The sequence below is a fragment of the Streptomyces sp. 4N124 genome (genome assembly GCF_052245395.1).
Lineage (GTDB): Bacteria > Actinomycetota > Actinomycetes > Streptomycetales > Streptomycetaceae > Streptomyces.
Window position 1 is genome coordinate 28,174 of the sequence record NZ_JBQQBS010000035.1, and the last position, 14,974, is coordinate 43,147.

The window sequence follows — 14,974 nt, forward strand, 5'->3', positions numbered from 1 at the left end:
GGAGCGCTCAGCGGTCGAAGTCCAGCTCCACCTTCTCCGTCACCGGATGCGACTGGCACGCCAGCACATACCCCGCCTCCGTCTCCTCCGGCTCCAGCGCGAAGTTGCGGTCCATCCGCACCTCGCCGGAGACCAGGAAGGCCCGGCATGTCCCGCACACCCCGCCCTTGCAGGCGTAGGGCGCGTCGGGCCGGTTGCGCAGGACCGTCTCCAGCAGGGACTCGCCGTCCTGGACGGGCCAGGTTCCGCCGCGGCCGTCGAGCCGTGCCGTCACGGCGCTGTGGGCGGGGGCCGGGACCGCAGTCGCGAGGGTGGTCAAAGGGTCCACGTGGAAGATCTCCTCGTGGATGCGGGTCCGGGCCACTCCGAGTCCGCGCAAGGCCCGCTCGGCCCCCTGCACCAGACCGAACGGCCCGCACAGGAACCAGCCCGCCACGTCTTCCACCGGCAGCAACGCCGGCAGCAGCCCGGTGAGCCGGTCCTGGTCGAGCCGCCCGGACGGCAGACCCGCCTGCTGTTCCTCCCGGGAGAGCACCGTCACCAACTGCAGCCGCTCGGGGTAGCGGTCCTTCAGGTCGGCGACCTCCTCCAGGAACATCGTCGAGGCGGATGTACGGTCGCTGCGGATCAGGCAGAACCGGGCCCCGGGCTCACGCGCCAGCAGCGTCGAGACGATCGACAGGACCGGGGTGATGCCACTGCCGCCGACGATCGCGGCATAAATACCGGGCGCGGGCTCCAGCGTGAAACGGCCGGCCGGGGTCATCACCTCCAGCTCGTCACCGACGTTGATCTCCTTGAGCGCGTACGTCGAGAAGGCCCCGCCCTCCACCAGCCGCACCCCGACCCGCAGGGACCGTGGGCCCTCGGGGCCGGGCGCCGGGGAGCAGATCGAGTAGGTCCGCCGTATCTCCGTACCGTCGACCCTGCGGCGCAGCGCGAGATGCTGGCCCGGGGCGTACCGGTACTCCTCCCGCAGTTCCGGGGGGACGGTGAGGGTGACGGCAACGGAGTCGTCGGTGAGCCGGTCGACGGCGGTCACCGGGAGCGTGTGGAAGCGGGCCATCACAACTCCTTGAAGTGGTCGAACGGTTCACGGCAGGACAGACACCGCCGCAGCGCCTTGCACGCGGTGGAGGAGAACCGGCTGAGCAGCTCGGTGTCCGCCGATCCGCAGTGCGGGCAGAGAACGGGATCCGTGGTGCGGGTCGGGCCCAGCTCGATCAGCACCGGCTCCGACGCCTCCCGCACCCGCGGCGGCGCGATGCCGAACTCCCGCAGTTTGCGGCGCCCTTCGGCCGAGATGTCGTCCGTCGACCAGGCGGGCGAGAGCACCGTACGGACCGACACCTGCCGTATGCCGTGCTCGTGCAGCGCCTGCTCTATGTCCATGGACATCGCCTCGATCGCCGGGCAGCCGGTGTACGTCGGGGTCAGTTCGACCTCGACCGCGTCCGTGCCGCGGACGTGCACCGCGCGCAGGACGCCCAGCTCCTGGAGGGTGAGCACGGGCAGCTCGGGGTCGGGCACCGCACCGGCGACCTCGAGGAGTTCCGCCTCCAGGGCGGTGAGGGTCACCATGACGCCCCCGGGTGGCTGCGGTGCAGATGCTGCATCTCGGCGAGCATCCGCCCGAAGGGCTCGCTGTGCAGGCCCTGACGGCCCGCCCCGGCGGTCCACGCACCGGACCGCGGCCCTTCCGGGACGGTCAGGGTGGCGCGGTCAAGGACGCTGGACACGGACTTCAGCCAGGCAGCCTGCAACTCGTCCGCGTCCACATCCAGGCCCTCGACCGGCCGGAACATCTCGCCGGTGAACCGCCACAGCGCCTCGCACGCGCGCTGCGTCCGCTCATGGCTGACCTCTGTGCCGTCGCCGAGCCGCAGGGTCCACTGCTCGGCGTGGTCGCGGTGGTAGGCGACCTCCTTGACGGCCTTCGCGGCGAGCGGTGCGAAGGGGCCGTCCGCGGTGGCAAGGCGGGCGTAGAGCAGGTGCTGGTAGGTGGAGAAGTACAGCTGGCGGACGATGGTGTGGGCGAAGTCGCCGTTCGGCTGCTCGACCAGTTGGAGGTTGCGGAAGGCGCGCTCCTCGCGCAGATAGGCCAGCTCGTCCTCGTCGCCGACCATCGACAGCAGCACCCGGGCCTGGCCCAGCAGGTCGAGGGCGATATTGGCGAGGGCGACCTCCTCCTCGAGCACGGGCGCGTGGCCCGCCCACTCGCCCAGGCGGTGGGAGAGCACCAGCGCGTCGTCGCCGAGGGCGAGCGCGGCCGTGGTGGGAACGGCGACGGTCACAGGTGCTTCACCCCTTCCGGGATGTCGTAGAACGTCGGGTGCCGGTACGGCTTGTCGGCGGACGGCTCGAAGAACGGGTCCTTCTCGTCCGGCGAGGACGCCGTGATCGCGGACGACGGCACGACCCAGATCGAGACGCCCTCGCCGCGCCGGGTGTACAGATCGCGCGCGTTGCGCAGGGCGAGCTCCGCGTCCGGCGCGTGCAGGCTGCCGGCGTGGGTGTGCGAGAGGCCGCGGCGGGAGCGTACGAAGACCTCCCACAGGGGCCAGTCGGTGTTCGTCATGCGAGTGCCGCTCCCGTCTCATGGGCGCGCGGGGAAGGAGCCGTGTGCTTGGCCGCGTACGCCGCGGCGGCCTCCCGGACCCATGCGCCTTCGTCGTGCGCCTGCCTGCGCTGGGTGATGCGCTGTTCGTTGCACGGGCCGTTGCCCTTGAGGACGGCCCAGAACTCCGACCAGTCGATCGGGCCGAAGTCGTGGTGCCCCCGCTCCTCGTTCCACCGCAGGTCCGGGTCGGGGAGCGTGAGGCCCAGGGACTCGGCCTGGGGGACGCAGATGTCGACGAAGCGCTGGCGCAGCTCGTCGTTCGAATGGCGCTTGATCTTCCACGCCATCGACTGCGCGGAGTGCGCGGACTCGTCGTCGGGCGGGCCGAACATCATCAGGGACGGCCACCACCAGCGGTTCACCGCGTCCTGCGCCATGGCGTGCTGCTGCGGGGTGCCGCGGCTGAGGGCGAGCAGCAGCTCGTACCCCTGGCGCTGGTGGAAGGACTCCTCCTTGCAGATGCGGACCATCGCGCGGGCGTACGGGCCGTACGAGCAGCGGCACAGGGGGACCTGGTTGGTGATCGCGGCGCCGTCCACCAGCCAGCCGATCGCGCCGACGTCCGCCCAGGTCAGGGTCGGGTAGTTGAAGATCGAGGAGTACTTCTGGCGGCCGGCGTGGAGCTTGTCCAGCAGCTCGTCGCGGCCGGTGCCGAGGGTCTCGGCGGCGCTGTAGAGATACAGGCCGTGCCCCGCCTCGTCCTGGACCTTGGCCATCAGGATGGCCTTGCGGCGCAGGGACGGCGCGCGCGTGATCCAGTTCGCCTCGGGCTGCATGCCGATGATCTCGGAGTGCGCGTGCTGGGCGATCTGCCGCACCAGCGTCGCGCGATAGGCGTCCGGCATCCAGTCGCGCGGCTCGATGCGTTCGTCGGCGGCCACGGCGGCGTCGAAGGCGCGCTCGTACGCCGCCGTGTCGATGGTGCTGTCTCCTGCGCCGTACGCCTGTGTGCCGGCCGTCTGCTGCGCGGCTGCTGTCGCCATGGGGCCCCCTCGACCTTGGGCTCTGCCTGGAACCTGCTCCCGACCGATCGTTCGGTTCGTGCGATTCCATGGTGTGACGGGCGCCGTAAGGTGTCAACCGCTGTGGATAACCTGCCGGGATCACCTGTGGACAACCGGGCGGACGGGCCGATGGGGGTGTGCCGGGCGCGTGGGGCTGAGTACCGTTCCCGTCCAAGCGGCCGGAAGACTTGAGCGGAATCGGGAAACGGGGCGGAATGGACGACGCGTACGACGGTGGCTCGAACGCCCCGGACGGGGCGGGCGGGGTGGTCGAGCCGGACGGGCGCGAGGCGCCCGACGAACCGGCTGCCGGCCCTCGCACCGCTGTCGTCGCGCTCTCCCTCCCCTACCAGATCAGCGCCGCGCTCGCGCTCGCCTGTGTCGCGGTCGCCGTCTGTGTCCACATCGGCATGGTGTTCCTGCACGTCGCCCCGTCGAACACGGTCACCAAGCAGCACGGCCGGGCGATAGACGACTGGATCTATCCCGAGTTCGAGCAGAACTGGAAGCTCTTCGCGCCCAACCCGCTGCAGCAGAACATCGCCGTCCAGGTCCGCGCCCAGATCGGCAGGCCGGACGGCGGCAGGGAGACCACCGGCTGGTACGACCTGTCCGCGCAGGACGGCCGGGCCATCGACGGCAACCTGCTGCCGAGTCACACCCAGCAGAACGAACTGCGTCGTGCGTGGGACTTCTTCCTCGCCACCCACGACGCCGAGAACCGCCCGTCGGGCCTGCGCGGCGCCCTCTCGGAGACCTATCTGCGCCGGATCGTGCTGCTGCGCCTCGACCGCGACGACGCGGCCGGGCGCGGCGAGACGATCGAGCGGGTCCAGCTGCGCTCCCGCACCACCAACGTCCGCCCGCCCGAGTGGAGCACGGAGCAGGTTTCCGACCAGCCGGTGTTCCGGGTGCTGCCCTGGTGGTCGGTCTCGGCCGGCGACCTTGAGGGAGGTGACCGGTGAACCGCTTCGCACCGGCCGTCTCGCGCGGCATCGCCCGTGTCACCGGGGCCGCCCTCGGCCCGTACCAGACCGCCGTGATCCGTATCGGGTTCAGCGCGACCTGGCTGCTCTTCCTGCTGCGGGAGCTGCCCCACCGCCAGGAGCTGTACGGCCCCGACGGCCCGTGGGAATTCGGCCTCGCCGAGCAGCTGATCTCGATGAACGGCGCCTTCACGGCCCTGATGTGGTCCGACGGCCGGCTCTGGTTCGAGGCCGTGTACGCGCTCGCCGTCCTCACGAGCGTCCTGCTGCTGCTGGGCTGGCGCACCCGCACCATGTCCGTGCTCTTCATGGTCGGCGTGCTCTCGCTGCAGAACCGCAGCATCTTCATGGGCGACGGCGGCGACAACGTCCTGCACCTGATGTGCCTGTACCTCGTCTTCACGCGCTGCGGCCAGGTGTGGTCGCTCGACGAGCGCCGGGAACGGCGCGTGCGGGCGGCACGCGCGCGTGGAGAGCGCGTGGTGGACCGGGTGGGGCCCGCCCTGTGGGGCGTGCTCGGGCTGGTGCTGGTCGCCGTGACCGCGGCGGGCAAGCTCGACGGCGACCTGACCGTGCCGGTGATCATCTGGGGTGTGTGGGTGGCCCTGGCCGTGTGGTGGGTCGTGGGGCGCCTGGCCAGGAGCGATGAACCGCGGATCCTGCTCGATGTGGTCGGCGACATCGTCCACAACGGCGCCCTGCTCGTGATCATGGCCGAGGCCTGTCTGATCTACGCGACGGCCGGCTGGTACAAGATCCAGGGCTCCCGCTGGCAGGACGGCACCGCCGTCTACTACCCCCTGCACCTCGACTACTTCTCACCCTGGCCCGCCCTCGCCGACCTGCTGTCGGCCAGCGGCACGGCGGTGATGCTCGTGAGCTACGGAACCGTGGCCGTCCAGGTCGCCTTCCCGTTCACGCTGTTCCATCGACGCGTCAAGAACGTCCTGCTCGCGGCGATGATCACCGAGCATGCCGTGATCGCCGTCGTCCTCGGACTGCCCTTCTTCTCACTGGCGATGATCGCGGCGGACGCGGTCTTCCTGCCGACGTCGTTCCTGCGCCGGCTGGGCGACTGGGCCGCACGCGCGCGTGGACGCGTGTTCCGGGGCAAGGACGGCCCCAAGGTGCCGGCCCAGCGGACCGGGGACGCGTCAGCCCCGGACAACCCGGAGAACCCCGAGCACACGCACGTAGGCTTCACGGCATGACCGCCGCCGATCCCGTGACCTCCTGGCACCGGCTCGCCGACGCCTCCGTCCTGCTCGACGGCTTCCACGCCCTCAAGCACGCGGTGCGTTTCGGAGCCGCTGTCCCGGTCGCGGTGGCCGTCGACCGGGCGGCCACGCTCGCTCTCGCCGACGAACTGGCTCCGGACGTACGAGACACCCTCGACGCCCTGCTCACGGAGGTCCCGGAGCCGACGTACAGGTCCCTCGTGCCGCGCCCGCATCCCACCGCGGTGGCGGCCCTGGCCGTACGACCGCCCCGTGCCGCCAACCTCGAGAAGCTGGCGCACTCCCCCCGCACCGCGCCCGTCGTCGTCCTCGACAACCCGCGCAACCTCGGCAACGTGGGCGCCGTCATCCGTCTGGCCGCCGGTTTCGGCGCGACCGGAGTGGTCACCACCGGCACCCTCGACCCGTGGCACCCCACGGTCGTACGCGGCGGAGCGGGCCTGCACTTCGCGACCGCCGTGGAGCGGCTGACCGTCGACGAACTGCCGCCCGGGCCGCTGTTCGCCCTGGACCCCGAGGGCGACGACATCCGCGGCATGAAGCTCCCGGACGACGCCGTCCTCGCCTTCGGCTCGGAACGCAGCGGCCTGTCGGCCGAACTACGCGCACGGACCGACCACTTGCTGTCCCTGCCGATGCGCCCACAGGTCTCCAGCTACAACTTGGCGACGAGTGCGGGCATGACCCTCTACCACTGGAGCACGGCCACGGAAGCGCCCCTTTAGGGGCGCGGGGAACTGCGCGACAAGCCACAAACTGCCCGCAGCCGCGCAGCGACCCGCACCCCCGAGCTCTTAGGCCTCCCGCCGCACCTCAACAACCCGGAACCGGTTGGCCACGAACGCCCCATCACACAGCGCAGCATTCGCCGCCGGGTTGCCCCCCGACCCATGGAAGTCGGAGAACGCGGCCGTCTGGTTCACGTACACCCCACCCGTGAGGTTCAGCGACAACTGGGCCGCCTCCTCCAGGCACACCTCCTGAATCGCCCCCTCGACCTCCTCGTCGACGGTGTACGCACCGACGGTCATCGCACCCTTCTCGCGGATCGTCCGCCGCAGCAACTCCACTCCCTCGGCGGCCGAGTCGACAGCGACGGCGAACGAGACCGGCCCGAAGCACTCGCTCATGTACGCGGCCTCATCATCCGGCTTGGCCCCGTCCAACTTGACGATCACCGGCGTCCGGACGACCGCGCCCGGGAAGTCGGGGTTACTGATCTCCCGTGAGGCGAGGGCGACTTCGCCCAGGCCAGCGGCAGCGTCCACGCGAGCCTTCACATCCGGATTGACGATCGCGCCGAGCAGCGCGTTGGCGCGCGCGTCGTCGCCGAGCAGGCCGTCGACCGCGCGGGCGAGGTCGGCGACGACCTCGTCGAAGGTCCGGGGGCCCTCCTCGGTGCGGATGCCGTCGCGCGGGATGAGCAGGTTCTGCGGGGTGGTGCACATCTGGCCGCTGTACAGGGACAGCGAGAAGGCCAGGTTGGACAGCATCCCCTTGTAGTCGCCGGTCGACTCCACGAGCACCGTGTTGACGCCCGCTTTCTCCGTGTAGACCTGCGCCTGGCGGGCGTTGGCCTCCAGCCAGTCACCGAATGCCGTCGAACCGGTGTAGTCGATGATCCGGATCTCCGGGCGCACGGCCAGGGTCTTGGCGATGCCCTCGTCCGGGCGCTCGGCGGCCAGCGCCACCAGGTTCGGGTCGAAGCCCGCCTCGGCCAGCACCTGGCGGGCGACCTGCACGGTGAGCGCGAGCGGCAGCACCGCGCGCGGGTGGGGCTTGACCAGGACCGCGTTTCCGGTGGCCAGGGAGGCGAACAGGCCCGGATAGCCGTTCCACGTCGGGAAGGTGTTGCAGCCGATCACCAGGGCGATCCCGCGCGGGACCGGCGTGAACTGCTTGGTGAGCGCGAGCGGGTCGCGCTTGCCCTGGGGCTTGGTCCACTCCGCGGTGTCGGGGGTGCGGACCTGCTCCACATACGCGTACGCCACCGCCTCCAGGCCACGGTCCTGCGCATGGGGGCCGCCCGCCTGGAACGCCATCATGAAGGCCTGGCCGGAGGTGTGCATGACCGCGTGCGCGAACTCGTGCGTCCGGTCGCTGATGCGCTTGAGGATCTCCAGGCAGACCACGGCACGGATCTCCGCGCCGGCGTCCCGCCAGGCGCGCTGGCCGGCCTTCATCGCGGGCAGCAGGACGTCGATGTCCGCGTGCGGGTAGGTGACGCCCAGCTCGATGCCGTACGGCGAGACCTCGCCGCCCGTGAAGTCGTCCGTGCCGGGCTGGCCGAGGTCGAGGCGGGTGCCCAGAAGGGCGTCGAAGGCGGCCTTGCCGGCTGCCGCGTCCAGACTGCCCTGCTCGCCGTAGGCCTTGGGGTGCTCGGGGTGCGGAGACCAGTACGCGCGCGTGCGGATCGCTTCCAGCGCCTGGTCAAGGGTGGGCCGGTGAGCGGCGATCAGCTGGTGCGCGGTGAGTTCGGCGGCCATACGGGACCAACTCCTCGTCTCAAGAACTCTTCTTTGAGCTCATGACCTGGGCAGAAACAGCCGGACAGAGTTAGAGTAACCGAACGATCGGTCGGGACAAGGGGGTCCGCCGCATCTGTGGAAAACCCCGTGCGGGAGGATCGCGCACATGACAGCACTCGACCTCAGCAGCCCCGTGGCCGTCGTCGGCACCGGCACCATGGGCCAGGGCATCGCCCAGGTCGCGCTGGTCGCCGGCCATCCCGTGCGGCTGTACGACACCGTCCCCGGACGGGCCCAGGAGGCGTCCGCCGCGATCGGCGCCCGTCTCGACCGGCTCGTCGAGAAGGACCGGCTCACCGCCGCCGACCGGGACGCGGCACGCACGCGTCTGCTGCCCGCCGAGAGCCTCACCGACCTCGCGGACTGTGCCCTGGTCGTCGAGGCCGTCCTGGAGCGGCTCGACGTCAAGCAGGACCTCTTCCGCGAGCTGGAGGGCATCGTCGGCGAGGACTGTCTGCTCGCCACCAACACCTCGTCCCTGTCGGTGACGGCCATCGGCGGCGCGCTCGGCAACCCCGGCCGTCTCGTCGGCCTGCACTTCTTCAACCCCGCCCCGCTGCTGCCGTTGGTCGAGGTCGTCTCCGGGCACGCCACCGACGTCACGATGGCCACGCGCGCGTACGAGACGGCGCGCGCCTGGGGCAAGACGCCGGTCGCCTGCGCCGACACCCCCGGCTTCATCGTCAACCGCATCGCACGGCCCTTCTACGCCGAGGCCTTCGCGGTCTACGAGGCCCAGGGCGCCGACCCCGCCACCATCGACGCGATCCTGCGCGAGTCCGGCGGCTTCAAGATGGGCGCCTTCGAGCTGACCGACCTCATCGGGCAGGACGTCAACGAGTCGGTCACGCACTCCGTGTGGCAGTCCTTCTTCCAGGACGTGCGCTTCACGCCGTCGCTCGCCCAGCGGCGCCTGGTCGAGTCGGGCCGGCTCGGCCGCAAGACCGGACAGGGCTGGTACGACTACCGGGAGGACGCCGAGCCCGCCGAGCCGCACACCGCGGAACGCGCCCAGCCGCCCGCGTACGTCGTCGCCGAGGGTGATCTGGGCCCCGCCGCCGAACTGCTCGCGCTGATACGCGAGGCGGGCATCGCCGTCCGCGAGGAGGACGAGGACCACGGCACCCGTCTGGTGCTGCCGGGCGGCGGACAGCTGGCGCTCGCCGACGGCCAGACCTCCGTGGAGTTCCGGGACGTCGTCTACTTCGACCTCGCGCTCGACTACCGCAGGGCCACCCGCGTCGCCCTGTCCGCTTCCCAGGACACCACCTCGCAGACCCTCACCGAGGCGATCGGCCTCTTCCAGATGCTCGGCAAGGACGTCAGCATCATCGGCGACGTACCCGGCATGATCGTCGCCCGCACGGTCGCGCGGATCGTCGACCTGGCGCACGACGCCGTCGCCAAGGGGGTGGCCACCGAGGAGGACATCGACACCGCGATGCGGCTGGGCGTGAACTACCCCCTGGGCCCCTTCGAATGGAGCCGCAGACTCGGCCGCAACTGGGCGTACGCCCTCCTCGACGACCTGCATCTGCGCGACCCCTCGGGGCGTTACGCGCCCTCACTCGCGCTCTACCGCCATGCGTACGCCTCCGACAAGCGGGAGGGCAGCACGTCATGACCACCGCGAAGCGGGACACGTACACCCCGGAGTCGCTGCTCACCGTCGCCGTGCAGGTCTTCAACGAGCGCGGCTACGACGGCACCTCCATGGAGCACCTCTCCAAGGCGGCCGGCATCTCCAAGTCGTCGATCTACCACCACGTCGCCGGCAAGGAGGAGCTGCTGCGCCGCGCGGTGAGCCGGGCGCTGGACGGGCTCTTCGGGATCCTCGACGAGGAGCACGCGCGCGTGGGGCGTGCCGCCGAGCGCCTGGAGTACGTCGTGCGGCGCATGGTCGAGGTGCTGATCGCCGACCTGCCGTATGTGACGCTGCTGCTGCGCGTGCGCGGCAACACGGACACCGAGCGATGGGCCCTGGAGCAGCGCCGCGACTTCGACCACCGGGTCGCCGAGCTGCTGAAGGCGGCAGCCGCCGACGGGGATGTGCGCGGTGATGTGGAGGTGCGTCTCGCGACCCGGCTGGTCTTCGGGATGATCAACTCGATCGTCGAGTGGTACCGGCCGGACGGGCGCGGCATGAACGAGCGCGAAGTGGCCGACGCGGTCGCGCAGTTGGTGTTCGGGGGACTGCGCAAGTCCTCCTAGCCGGACGCCCGGGTCAGGCCTGCGGCTCCAGGTCCTCCTCCTCGAACACCAGCAGCGTGCGGGTGCTGAGCACCTCGGGGATCGCCTGGATGCGGGTCAGTACCAGCTCCCGCAGCGCCCGGTTGTCGGACGTGTGCACCAGCAGCAGCACGTCGAAGTCTCCGCCCACCAGGGCGATGTGAGCTGCGCCGGGGAGCTGCTTGAGTTGCTCGCGCACCGTGCGCCAGGTGTTCTGGACGATCTTCAGGGTGATGTACGCCGACGTCCCCTGGCCCGCGCGCTCATGGTCCACACGGGCCCCGAAGCCCCGGATGACGCCGTCCTCGATGAGGCGGTTGATCCGAGCGTAGGCGTTGGCGCGCGAGACATGGACACGCTCGGCCACCGACCGTATCGACGCGCGGCCATCCGCCTGGAGCATCTGCAGGATGTCCTGATCGATGGCGTCGAGAGGCCGCGCAGGCGGCAGGGTGCTGCCCTCGGGACCCTCGGCCATTTGTTCAGGTGCCATGTCCCCCCGCCTCTCTACCATGGACGTACTGCGTCCATCTCAGGCTGTGGAGAACCGTTTGTCCACAGCCTGAAGGTGCCTGTAGCCAAAATGTGCCGACGACCGAACAATCGGTAGGTGAGGCGCATCACATCCGACGCGCCTCTCCAAGCCACTCCCACGAGGAGGTGCCGTGATGACGGTCATGGAGCAGCGGGGCGCATATCGGCCAACGCCGCCGCCCGCCTGGCAGCCCCGGATGGACCCCGCGCCGCTGCTGCCCGACGCGGAGCCGTACCGCGTGCTCGGCACGGACGCCGCCGCGAAGGCCGACCCCGCCCTGCTGCGCCGGCTCTACGCCCATCTGGTGCGCGGACGCCGGTACAACGCGCAGGCCACCGCCCTCACCAAGCAGGGCCGCCTCGCCGTGTACCCCTCCAGCACCGGCCAGGAGGCCTGCGAGGTGGCCGCCGCGCTCGCCCTCGAGGAGCGCGACTGGCTCTTCCCGAGCTACCGCGACACGCTGGCCGCCGTCGCCCGTGGCGTGGACCCCGTCCAGGCCCTGACCCTGCTGCGCGGCGACTGGCACACCGGCTACGACCCGCACGAGCACCGCGTCGCCCCCCTGTGCACCCCGCTCGCCACCCAGCTCCCGCACGCCGTGGGCCTCGCGCATGCCGCCCGCCTCAAGGGCGACGACGTGGTCGCGCTCGCGCTGGTCGGCGACGGCGGCACCAGCGAGGGCGACTTCCACGAGGCGCTCAACTTCGCCGCCGTATGGCAGGCCCCGGTCGTCTTCCTCGTCCAGAACAACGGCTTCGCGATCTCCGTCCCGCTCGCCAAGCAGACCGCGGCCCCGTCGCTGGCCCACAAGGCCGTCGGCTACGGCATGCCCGGCCGCCTGGTCGACGGCAACGACGCGGCCGCCGTGCACGAGGTCCTCAGCGACGCCGTACGGCACGCGCGCGCGGGCGGCGGGCCGACGCTGGTCGAGGCGGTCACGTACCGCATCGAGGCCCACACGAACGCCGACGACGACAAGCGCTACCGGGCCGACACCGAGGTCGAGACCTGGCGCGCCCACGACCCGATCGCCCTCCTGGAGCGGGAGTTGACCGAGCGGGGCCTGATCGACGAGGACGGCATCCGGCACGCGCGCGAGGACGCCGAGCGCCTCGCCGCCGACCTGCGCGAGCACATGAACCAGGACCCGGCGCTCGACCCCATGGACCTGTTCGCCCACGTGTACGCCGAGCCCACACCGCAACTTCGCGAGCAGCGGGACCAGTTGGCGGCGGAGCTGGAGGCCGAACGGGAAGGGACGCACCGATGACCACCGTCGCCCTCAAGCCCGCGACCATGGCGCAGGCCCTCACGCGCGCGCTGCGCGACGCCATGGCCGACGACCCCGCCGTGCACGTCATGGGCGAGGACGTCGGCACCCTCGGCGGGGTCTTCCGGGTCACCGACGGGCTCGCCAAGGAGTTCGGCGAGGACCGCTGCACGGACACGCCCCTTGCCGAGGCGGGCATCCTCGGCACGGCGGTCGGCATGGCGATGTACGGCCTCAGGCCGGTCGTGGAGATGCAGTTCGACGCCTTCGCCTACCCCGCCTTCGAGCAGCTGATCAGCCATGTGTCGCGGATGCGCAACCGCACGCGCGGGGCGACGCCGCTGCCGATCACCATCCGGGTTCCCTACGGCGGCGGCATCGGCGGCGTCGAGCACCACAGCGACTCCTCCGAGGCGTACTACATGGCGACTCCGGGGCTCCATGTCGTCACGCCCGCCACGGTCGCCGACGCCTACGGCCTGCTGCGCGCCGCCATCGCCTCCGACGACCCGGTCGTCGTCCTCGAACCCAAGCGCCTGTACTGGTCCAAGGATTCCTGGAACCCCGAGGAGCCGACGGCCGTTGAACCGATAGGCCGCGCGGTGGTGCGGCGCTCGGGCCGGAGCGCCACGCTCATCACGTACGGGCCGTCCGTACCCGTCTGCCTCGAAGCCGCCGAGGCGGCGCGGGCCGAGGGCTGGGACCTCGAAGTCGTCGACCTGCGCTCCCTGGTGCCGTTCGACGACGAGACGGTCTCCGCTTCGGTACGGCGGACCGGGCGCGCGGTGGTCGTGCACGAGTCGGGGGGGTTCGGCGGCCCGGGCGGGGAGATCGCGGCCCGTGTCACGGAGCGCTGCTTCCACTACCTGGAAGCGCCGGTGCTGCGCGTGGCCGGGTTCGACATCCCCTACCCGCCGCCGATGCTGGAGCGTCACCACCTGCCCGGCGTGGACCGGATCCTGGACGCCGTGGGGCGTCTGCAATGGGAGGCCGAGAGCTGATGGCACGCGCTTCTAACATGCACAGCCTGGAGTTCAAGCTCCCCGACCTCGGCGAGGGGCTCACCGAGGCAGAGATCGTGCGTTGGCTTGTCGAGGTCGGAGACCTCGTCACCGTCGATCAGCCGGTCGTCGAGGTCGAGACGGCCAAGGCGATGGTCGAGGTGCCCTGTCCGTACGGCGGCGTCGTCACGGCCCGCTTCGGCGAGGAGGGCACGGAACTCCCTGTGGGGGCGCCGCTGTTGACGGTGGCCGTGGGGGCGGCGGCATCCGGCGGTCCGGCCACGGGATCGGGCGAAGGCTCGCGTGAGGACGCGCGCGTGGGTTCCGGTGAGCGGGCGCCTGCGGGCTCCGAGGGTGCGCGCGGCGGCTCGGGTGAGCGCCCCCACGAGGGCTCAGGCAATGTGCTCGTGGGCTACGGCACAGGCGCCGCCCCGGCCCGCCGCCGGAGGGTACGGCCGACGGCTCGTACGACTTCGACGGATTCGACCGCTCGTACGGCTGCGGGTGCGGCTTCGCCGATGCCCGATGCCCCCGACATCGCCCACGTCACTCCTGACAACGCGTCCGATTCCGGCAACGGCCACCGGGCCGACGGCCCCGTCCCCGTGATCTCGCCCCTGGTGCGGCGCCTCGCCCGGGAGAACGGGCTGGATCTGCGGGAGTTGACGGGCTCGGGACCGGACGGGCTCATTCTGCGGGCCGACGTGGAGTACGCGCTGCGGGCGGCCGCCGCGTCGTCCGTCCCCACCGACTCCCCGCTCGCCCCGGTCAACCCGCTCGCTCCCACGCCCGCCGAATCGCTCGTCGCCCGCGTGACACACGCACCCGCCGGGGCCCCGGTCACCTCCGCGCCCGGCGGCACCCGTATCCCCCTCAAGGGCATCCGGGGCGCGGTCGCCGACAAGCTGTCCCGCAGCCGGCGGGAGATACCGGACGCGACCTGCTGGGTGGACGCCGACGCGACGGAGCTGATGCGGGCGCGCGAAGCGATGAACGGCGCCGGGAGGACGAAGATCTCTCTCCTCGCCCTGCTGGCACGCATCTGCACCGCCGCCCTCGCCCGGTTCCCCGAGCTCAACTCCACCGTCGACGTCGAGGCCAGGGAGGTCGTCCAGCTCGACGAAGTCCATCTCGGCTTCGCCGCGCAGACCGAGCGCGGGCTGGTCGTGCCCGTCGTACGGGACGCACACGCGCGGGACGCCGAGTCGCTGACCGCGGAGTTCGCCCGGCTCACCGAGGCGGCCCGGACGGGAACGCTGACGCCCGCGGAACTCACGGGCGGGACCTTCACGTTGAACAACTACGGAGTGTTCGGCGTCGACGGCTCCACGCCGATCATCAACCACCCCGAGGCGGCCATGCTCGGCGTCGGCCGTATCGTCCCCAAGCCCTGGGTGCACCAGGGCGAGCTGGCGGTGCGGCAGGTCGTCCAGCTCTCGCTCACCTTCGACCACCGGGTGTGCGACGGCGGCACGGCCGGCGGCTTCCTGCGCCATGTGGCGGACTGCGTGGAACAGCCGGCGGTGCTGCTGCGCACCATGTGAGAAAGGCACGTGGCCGTTC

15 protein-coding genes are annotated in these 14,974 nt (G+C 71.3%); 8 read left to right on the top strand and 7 right to left on the bottom strand.

Annotated elements, in window-relative coordinates:
• Positions 1-7 precede the first annotated feature (7 nt).
• Genes ACTWQO_RS30050 through paaA form a run of 5 tightly spaced genes read right to left on the bottom strand, consistent with a single transcriptional unit; the run spans position 8 to position 3,603 of the window.
• Complete coding sequence (locus ACTWQO_RS30050) at positions 8-1,066, bottom strand: 2Fe-2S iron-sulfur cluster-binding protein (RefSeq protein ID WP_443240502.1); 1,059 nt, start codon at positions 1,064-1,066, stop codon at positions 8-10.
• Positions 1,066-1,581: a 1,2-phenylacetyl-CoA epoxidase subunit PaaD gene (gene paaD / locus ACTWQO_RS30055; RefSeq protein ID WP_443240503.1), complete on the bottom strand. Its 516-nt coding sequence runs from the start codon at positions 1,579-1,581 to the stop codon at positions 1,066-1,068. Before paaD ends, ACTWQO_RS30050 begins: the two co-directional genes overlap by 1 nt.
• Positions 1,575-2,294 (bottom strand): 1,2-phenylacetyl-CoA epoxidase subunit PaaC, encoded by a 720-nt coding sequence (paaC, locus tag ACTWQO_RS30060; protein ID WP_443240504.1) that lies wholly within the window; start codon positions 2,292-2,294, stop codon positions 1,575-1,577. The genes paaD and paaC overlap by 7 nt, the downstream gene beginning before the upstream one ends.
• Positions 2,291-2,578 (bottom strand): 1,2-phenylacetyl-CoA epoxidase subunit PaaB, encoded by a 288-nt coding sequence (paaB, locus tag ACTWQO_RS30065; protein WP_443240505.1) that lies wholly within the window; start codon positions 2,576-2,578, stop codon positions 2,291-2,293. The genes paaC and paaB overlap by 4 nt, the downstream gene beginning before the upstream one ends.
• A complete protein-coding gene (gene paaA / locus ACTWQO_RS30070) occupies positions 2,575-3,603 on the bottom strand; it encodes a 1,2-phenylacetyl-CoA epoxidase subunit PaaA (RefSeq protein ID WP_443240506.1) in 1,029 nt (342 codons plus the stop codon). The genes paaB and paaA overlap by 4 nt, the downstream gene beginning before the upstream one ends.
• A gap of 236 nt (positions 3,604-3,839) precedes the next feature.
• Between paaA and ACTWQO_RS30075 the strand changes: the two genes are divergently transcribed.
• The 3 genes from ACTWQO_RS30075 to ACTWQO_RS30085 are packed head-to-tail and all read left to right on the top strand — an operon-like array spanning position 3,840 to position 6,573.
• Entirely contained in the window at positions 3,840-4,589 is a 750-nt protein-coding gene (locus tag ACTWQO_RS30075; protein WP_443240507.1) for a DUF5819 family protein, read from the top strand.
• Entirely contained in the window at positions 4,586-5,821 is a 1,236-nt protein-coding gene (locus ACTWQO_RS30080) for an HTTM domain-containing protein (RefSeq protein ID WP_443240508.1), read from the top strand. Before ACTWQO_RS30075 ends, ACTWQO_RS30080 begins: the two co-directional genes overlap by 4 nt.
• Positions 5,818-6,573 carry a TrmH family RNA methyltransferase gene (locus ACTWQO_RS30085; RefSeq protein WP_443240509.1) on the top strand — a complete coding sequence of 252 codons (756 nt, stop codon included), beginning with the start codon at positions 5,818-5,820 and terminating at the stop codon, positions 6,571-6,573. The genes ACTWQO_RS30080 and ACTWQO_RS30085 overlap by 4 nt, the downstream gene beginning before the upstream one ends.
• Before the next feature lie 69 nt (positions 6,574-6,642).
• Here ACTWQO_RS30085 and paaN read toward each other — a convergent pair whose 3' ends face one another.
• Positions 6,643-8,334, bottom strand: a complete 1,692-nt coding sequence (gene paaN / locus ACTWQO_RS30090; protein ID WP_443240510.1) for a phenylacetic acid degradation protein PaaN — start codon at positions 8,332-8,334, stop codon at positions 6,643-6,645.
• Positions 8,335-8,482: 148 nt separating this feature from the next.
• On the opposite strand from paaN, the gene ACTWQO_RS30095 reads away from it, so the two are divergent.
• Together ACTWQO_RS30095 and ACTWQO_RS30100 are read left to right on the top strand one after the other, a co-directional pair.
• Positions 8,483-10,000: a 3-hydroxyacyl-CoA dehydrogenase gene (locus ACTWQO_RS30095; protein WP_443240511.1), complete on the top strand. Its 1,518-nt coding sequence runs from the start codon at positions 8,483-8,485 to the stop codon at positions 9,998-10,000.
• The gene (locus ACTWQO_RS30100; protein ID WP_443240512.1) at positions 9,997-10,587 is read left to right on the top strand and encodes a TetR/AcrR family transcriptional regulator; all 591 of its coding nucleotides are present in this window, start codon (positions 9,997-9,999) and stop codon (positions 10,585-10,587) included. The genes ACTWQO_RS30095 and ACTWQO_RS30100 overlap by 4 nt, the downstream gene beginning before the upstream one ends.
• Positions 10,588-10,600: 13 nt before the next feature.
• Here ACTWQO_RS30100 and ACTWQO_RS30105 read toward each other — a convergent pair whose 3' ends face one another.
• Complete coding sequence (locus ACTWQO_RS30105; protein ID WP_301987480.1) at positions 10,601-11,083, bottom strand: Lrp/AsnC family transcriptional regulator; 483 nt, start codon at positions 11,081-11,083, stop codon at positions 10,601-10,603.
• Between the two features lie 190 nt (positions 11,084-11,273).
• On the opposite strand from ACTWQO_RS30105, the gene pdhA reads away from it, so the two are divergent.
• The 3 genes from pdhA to ACTWQO_RS30120 are packed head-to-tail and all read left to right on the top strand — an operon-like array spanning position 11,274 to position 14,955.
• Positions 11,274-12,410, top strand: a complete 1,137-nt coding sequence (gene pdhA, locus ACTWQO_RS30110; RefSeq protein ID WP_443240513.1) for a pyruvate dehydrogenase (acetyl-transferring) E1 component subunit alpha — start codon at positions 11,274-11,276, stop codon at positions 12,408-12,410.
• Positions 12,407-13,411 carry an alpha-ketoacid dehydrogenase subunit beta gene (locus ACTWQO_RS30115; RefSeq protein ID WP_443240514.1) on the top strand — a complete coding sequence of 335 codons (1,005 nt, stop codon included), beginning with the start codon at positions 12,407-12,409 and terminating at the stop codon, positions 13,409-13,411. Before pdhA ends, ACTWQO_RS30115 begins: the two co-directional genes overlap by 4 nt.
• Positions 13,411-14,955 carry a dihydrolipoamide acetyltransferase family protein gene (locus ACTWQO_RS30120; RefSeq protein WP_443240515.1) on the top strand — a complete coding sequence of 515 codons (1,545 nt, stop codon included), beginning with the start codon at positions 13,411-13,413 and terminating at the stop codon, positions 14,953-14,955. The genes ACTWQO_RS30115 and ACTWQO_RS30120 overlap by 1 nt, the downstream gene beginning before the upstream one ends.
• Positions 14,956-14,974 lie beyond the last annotated feature (19 nt).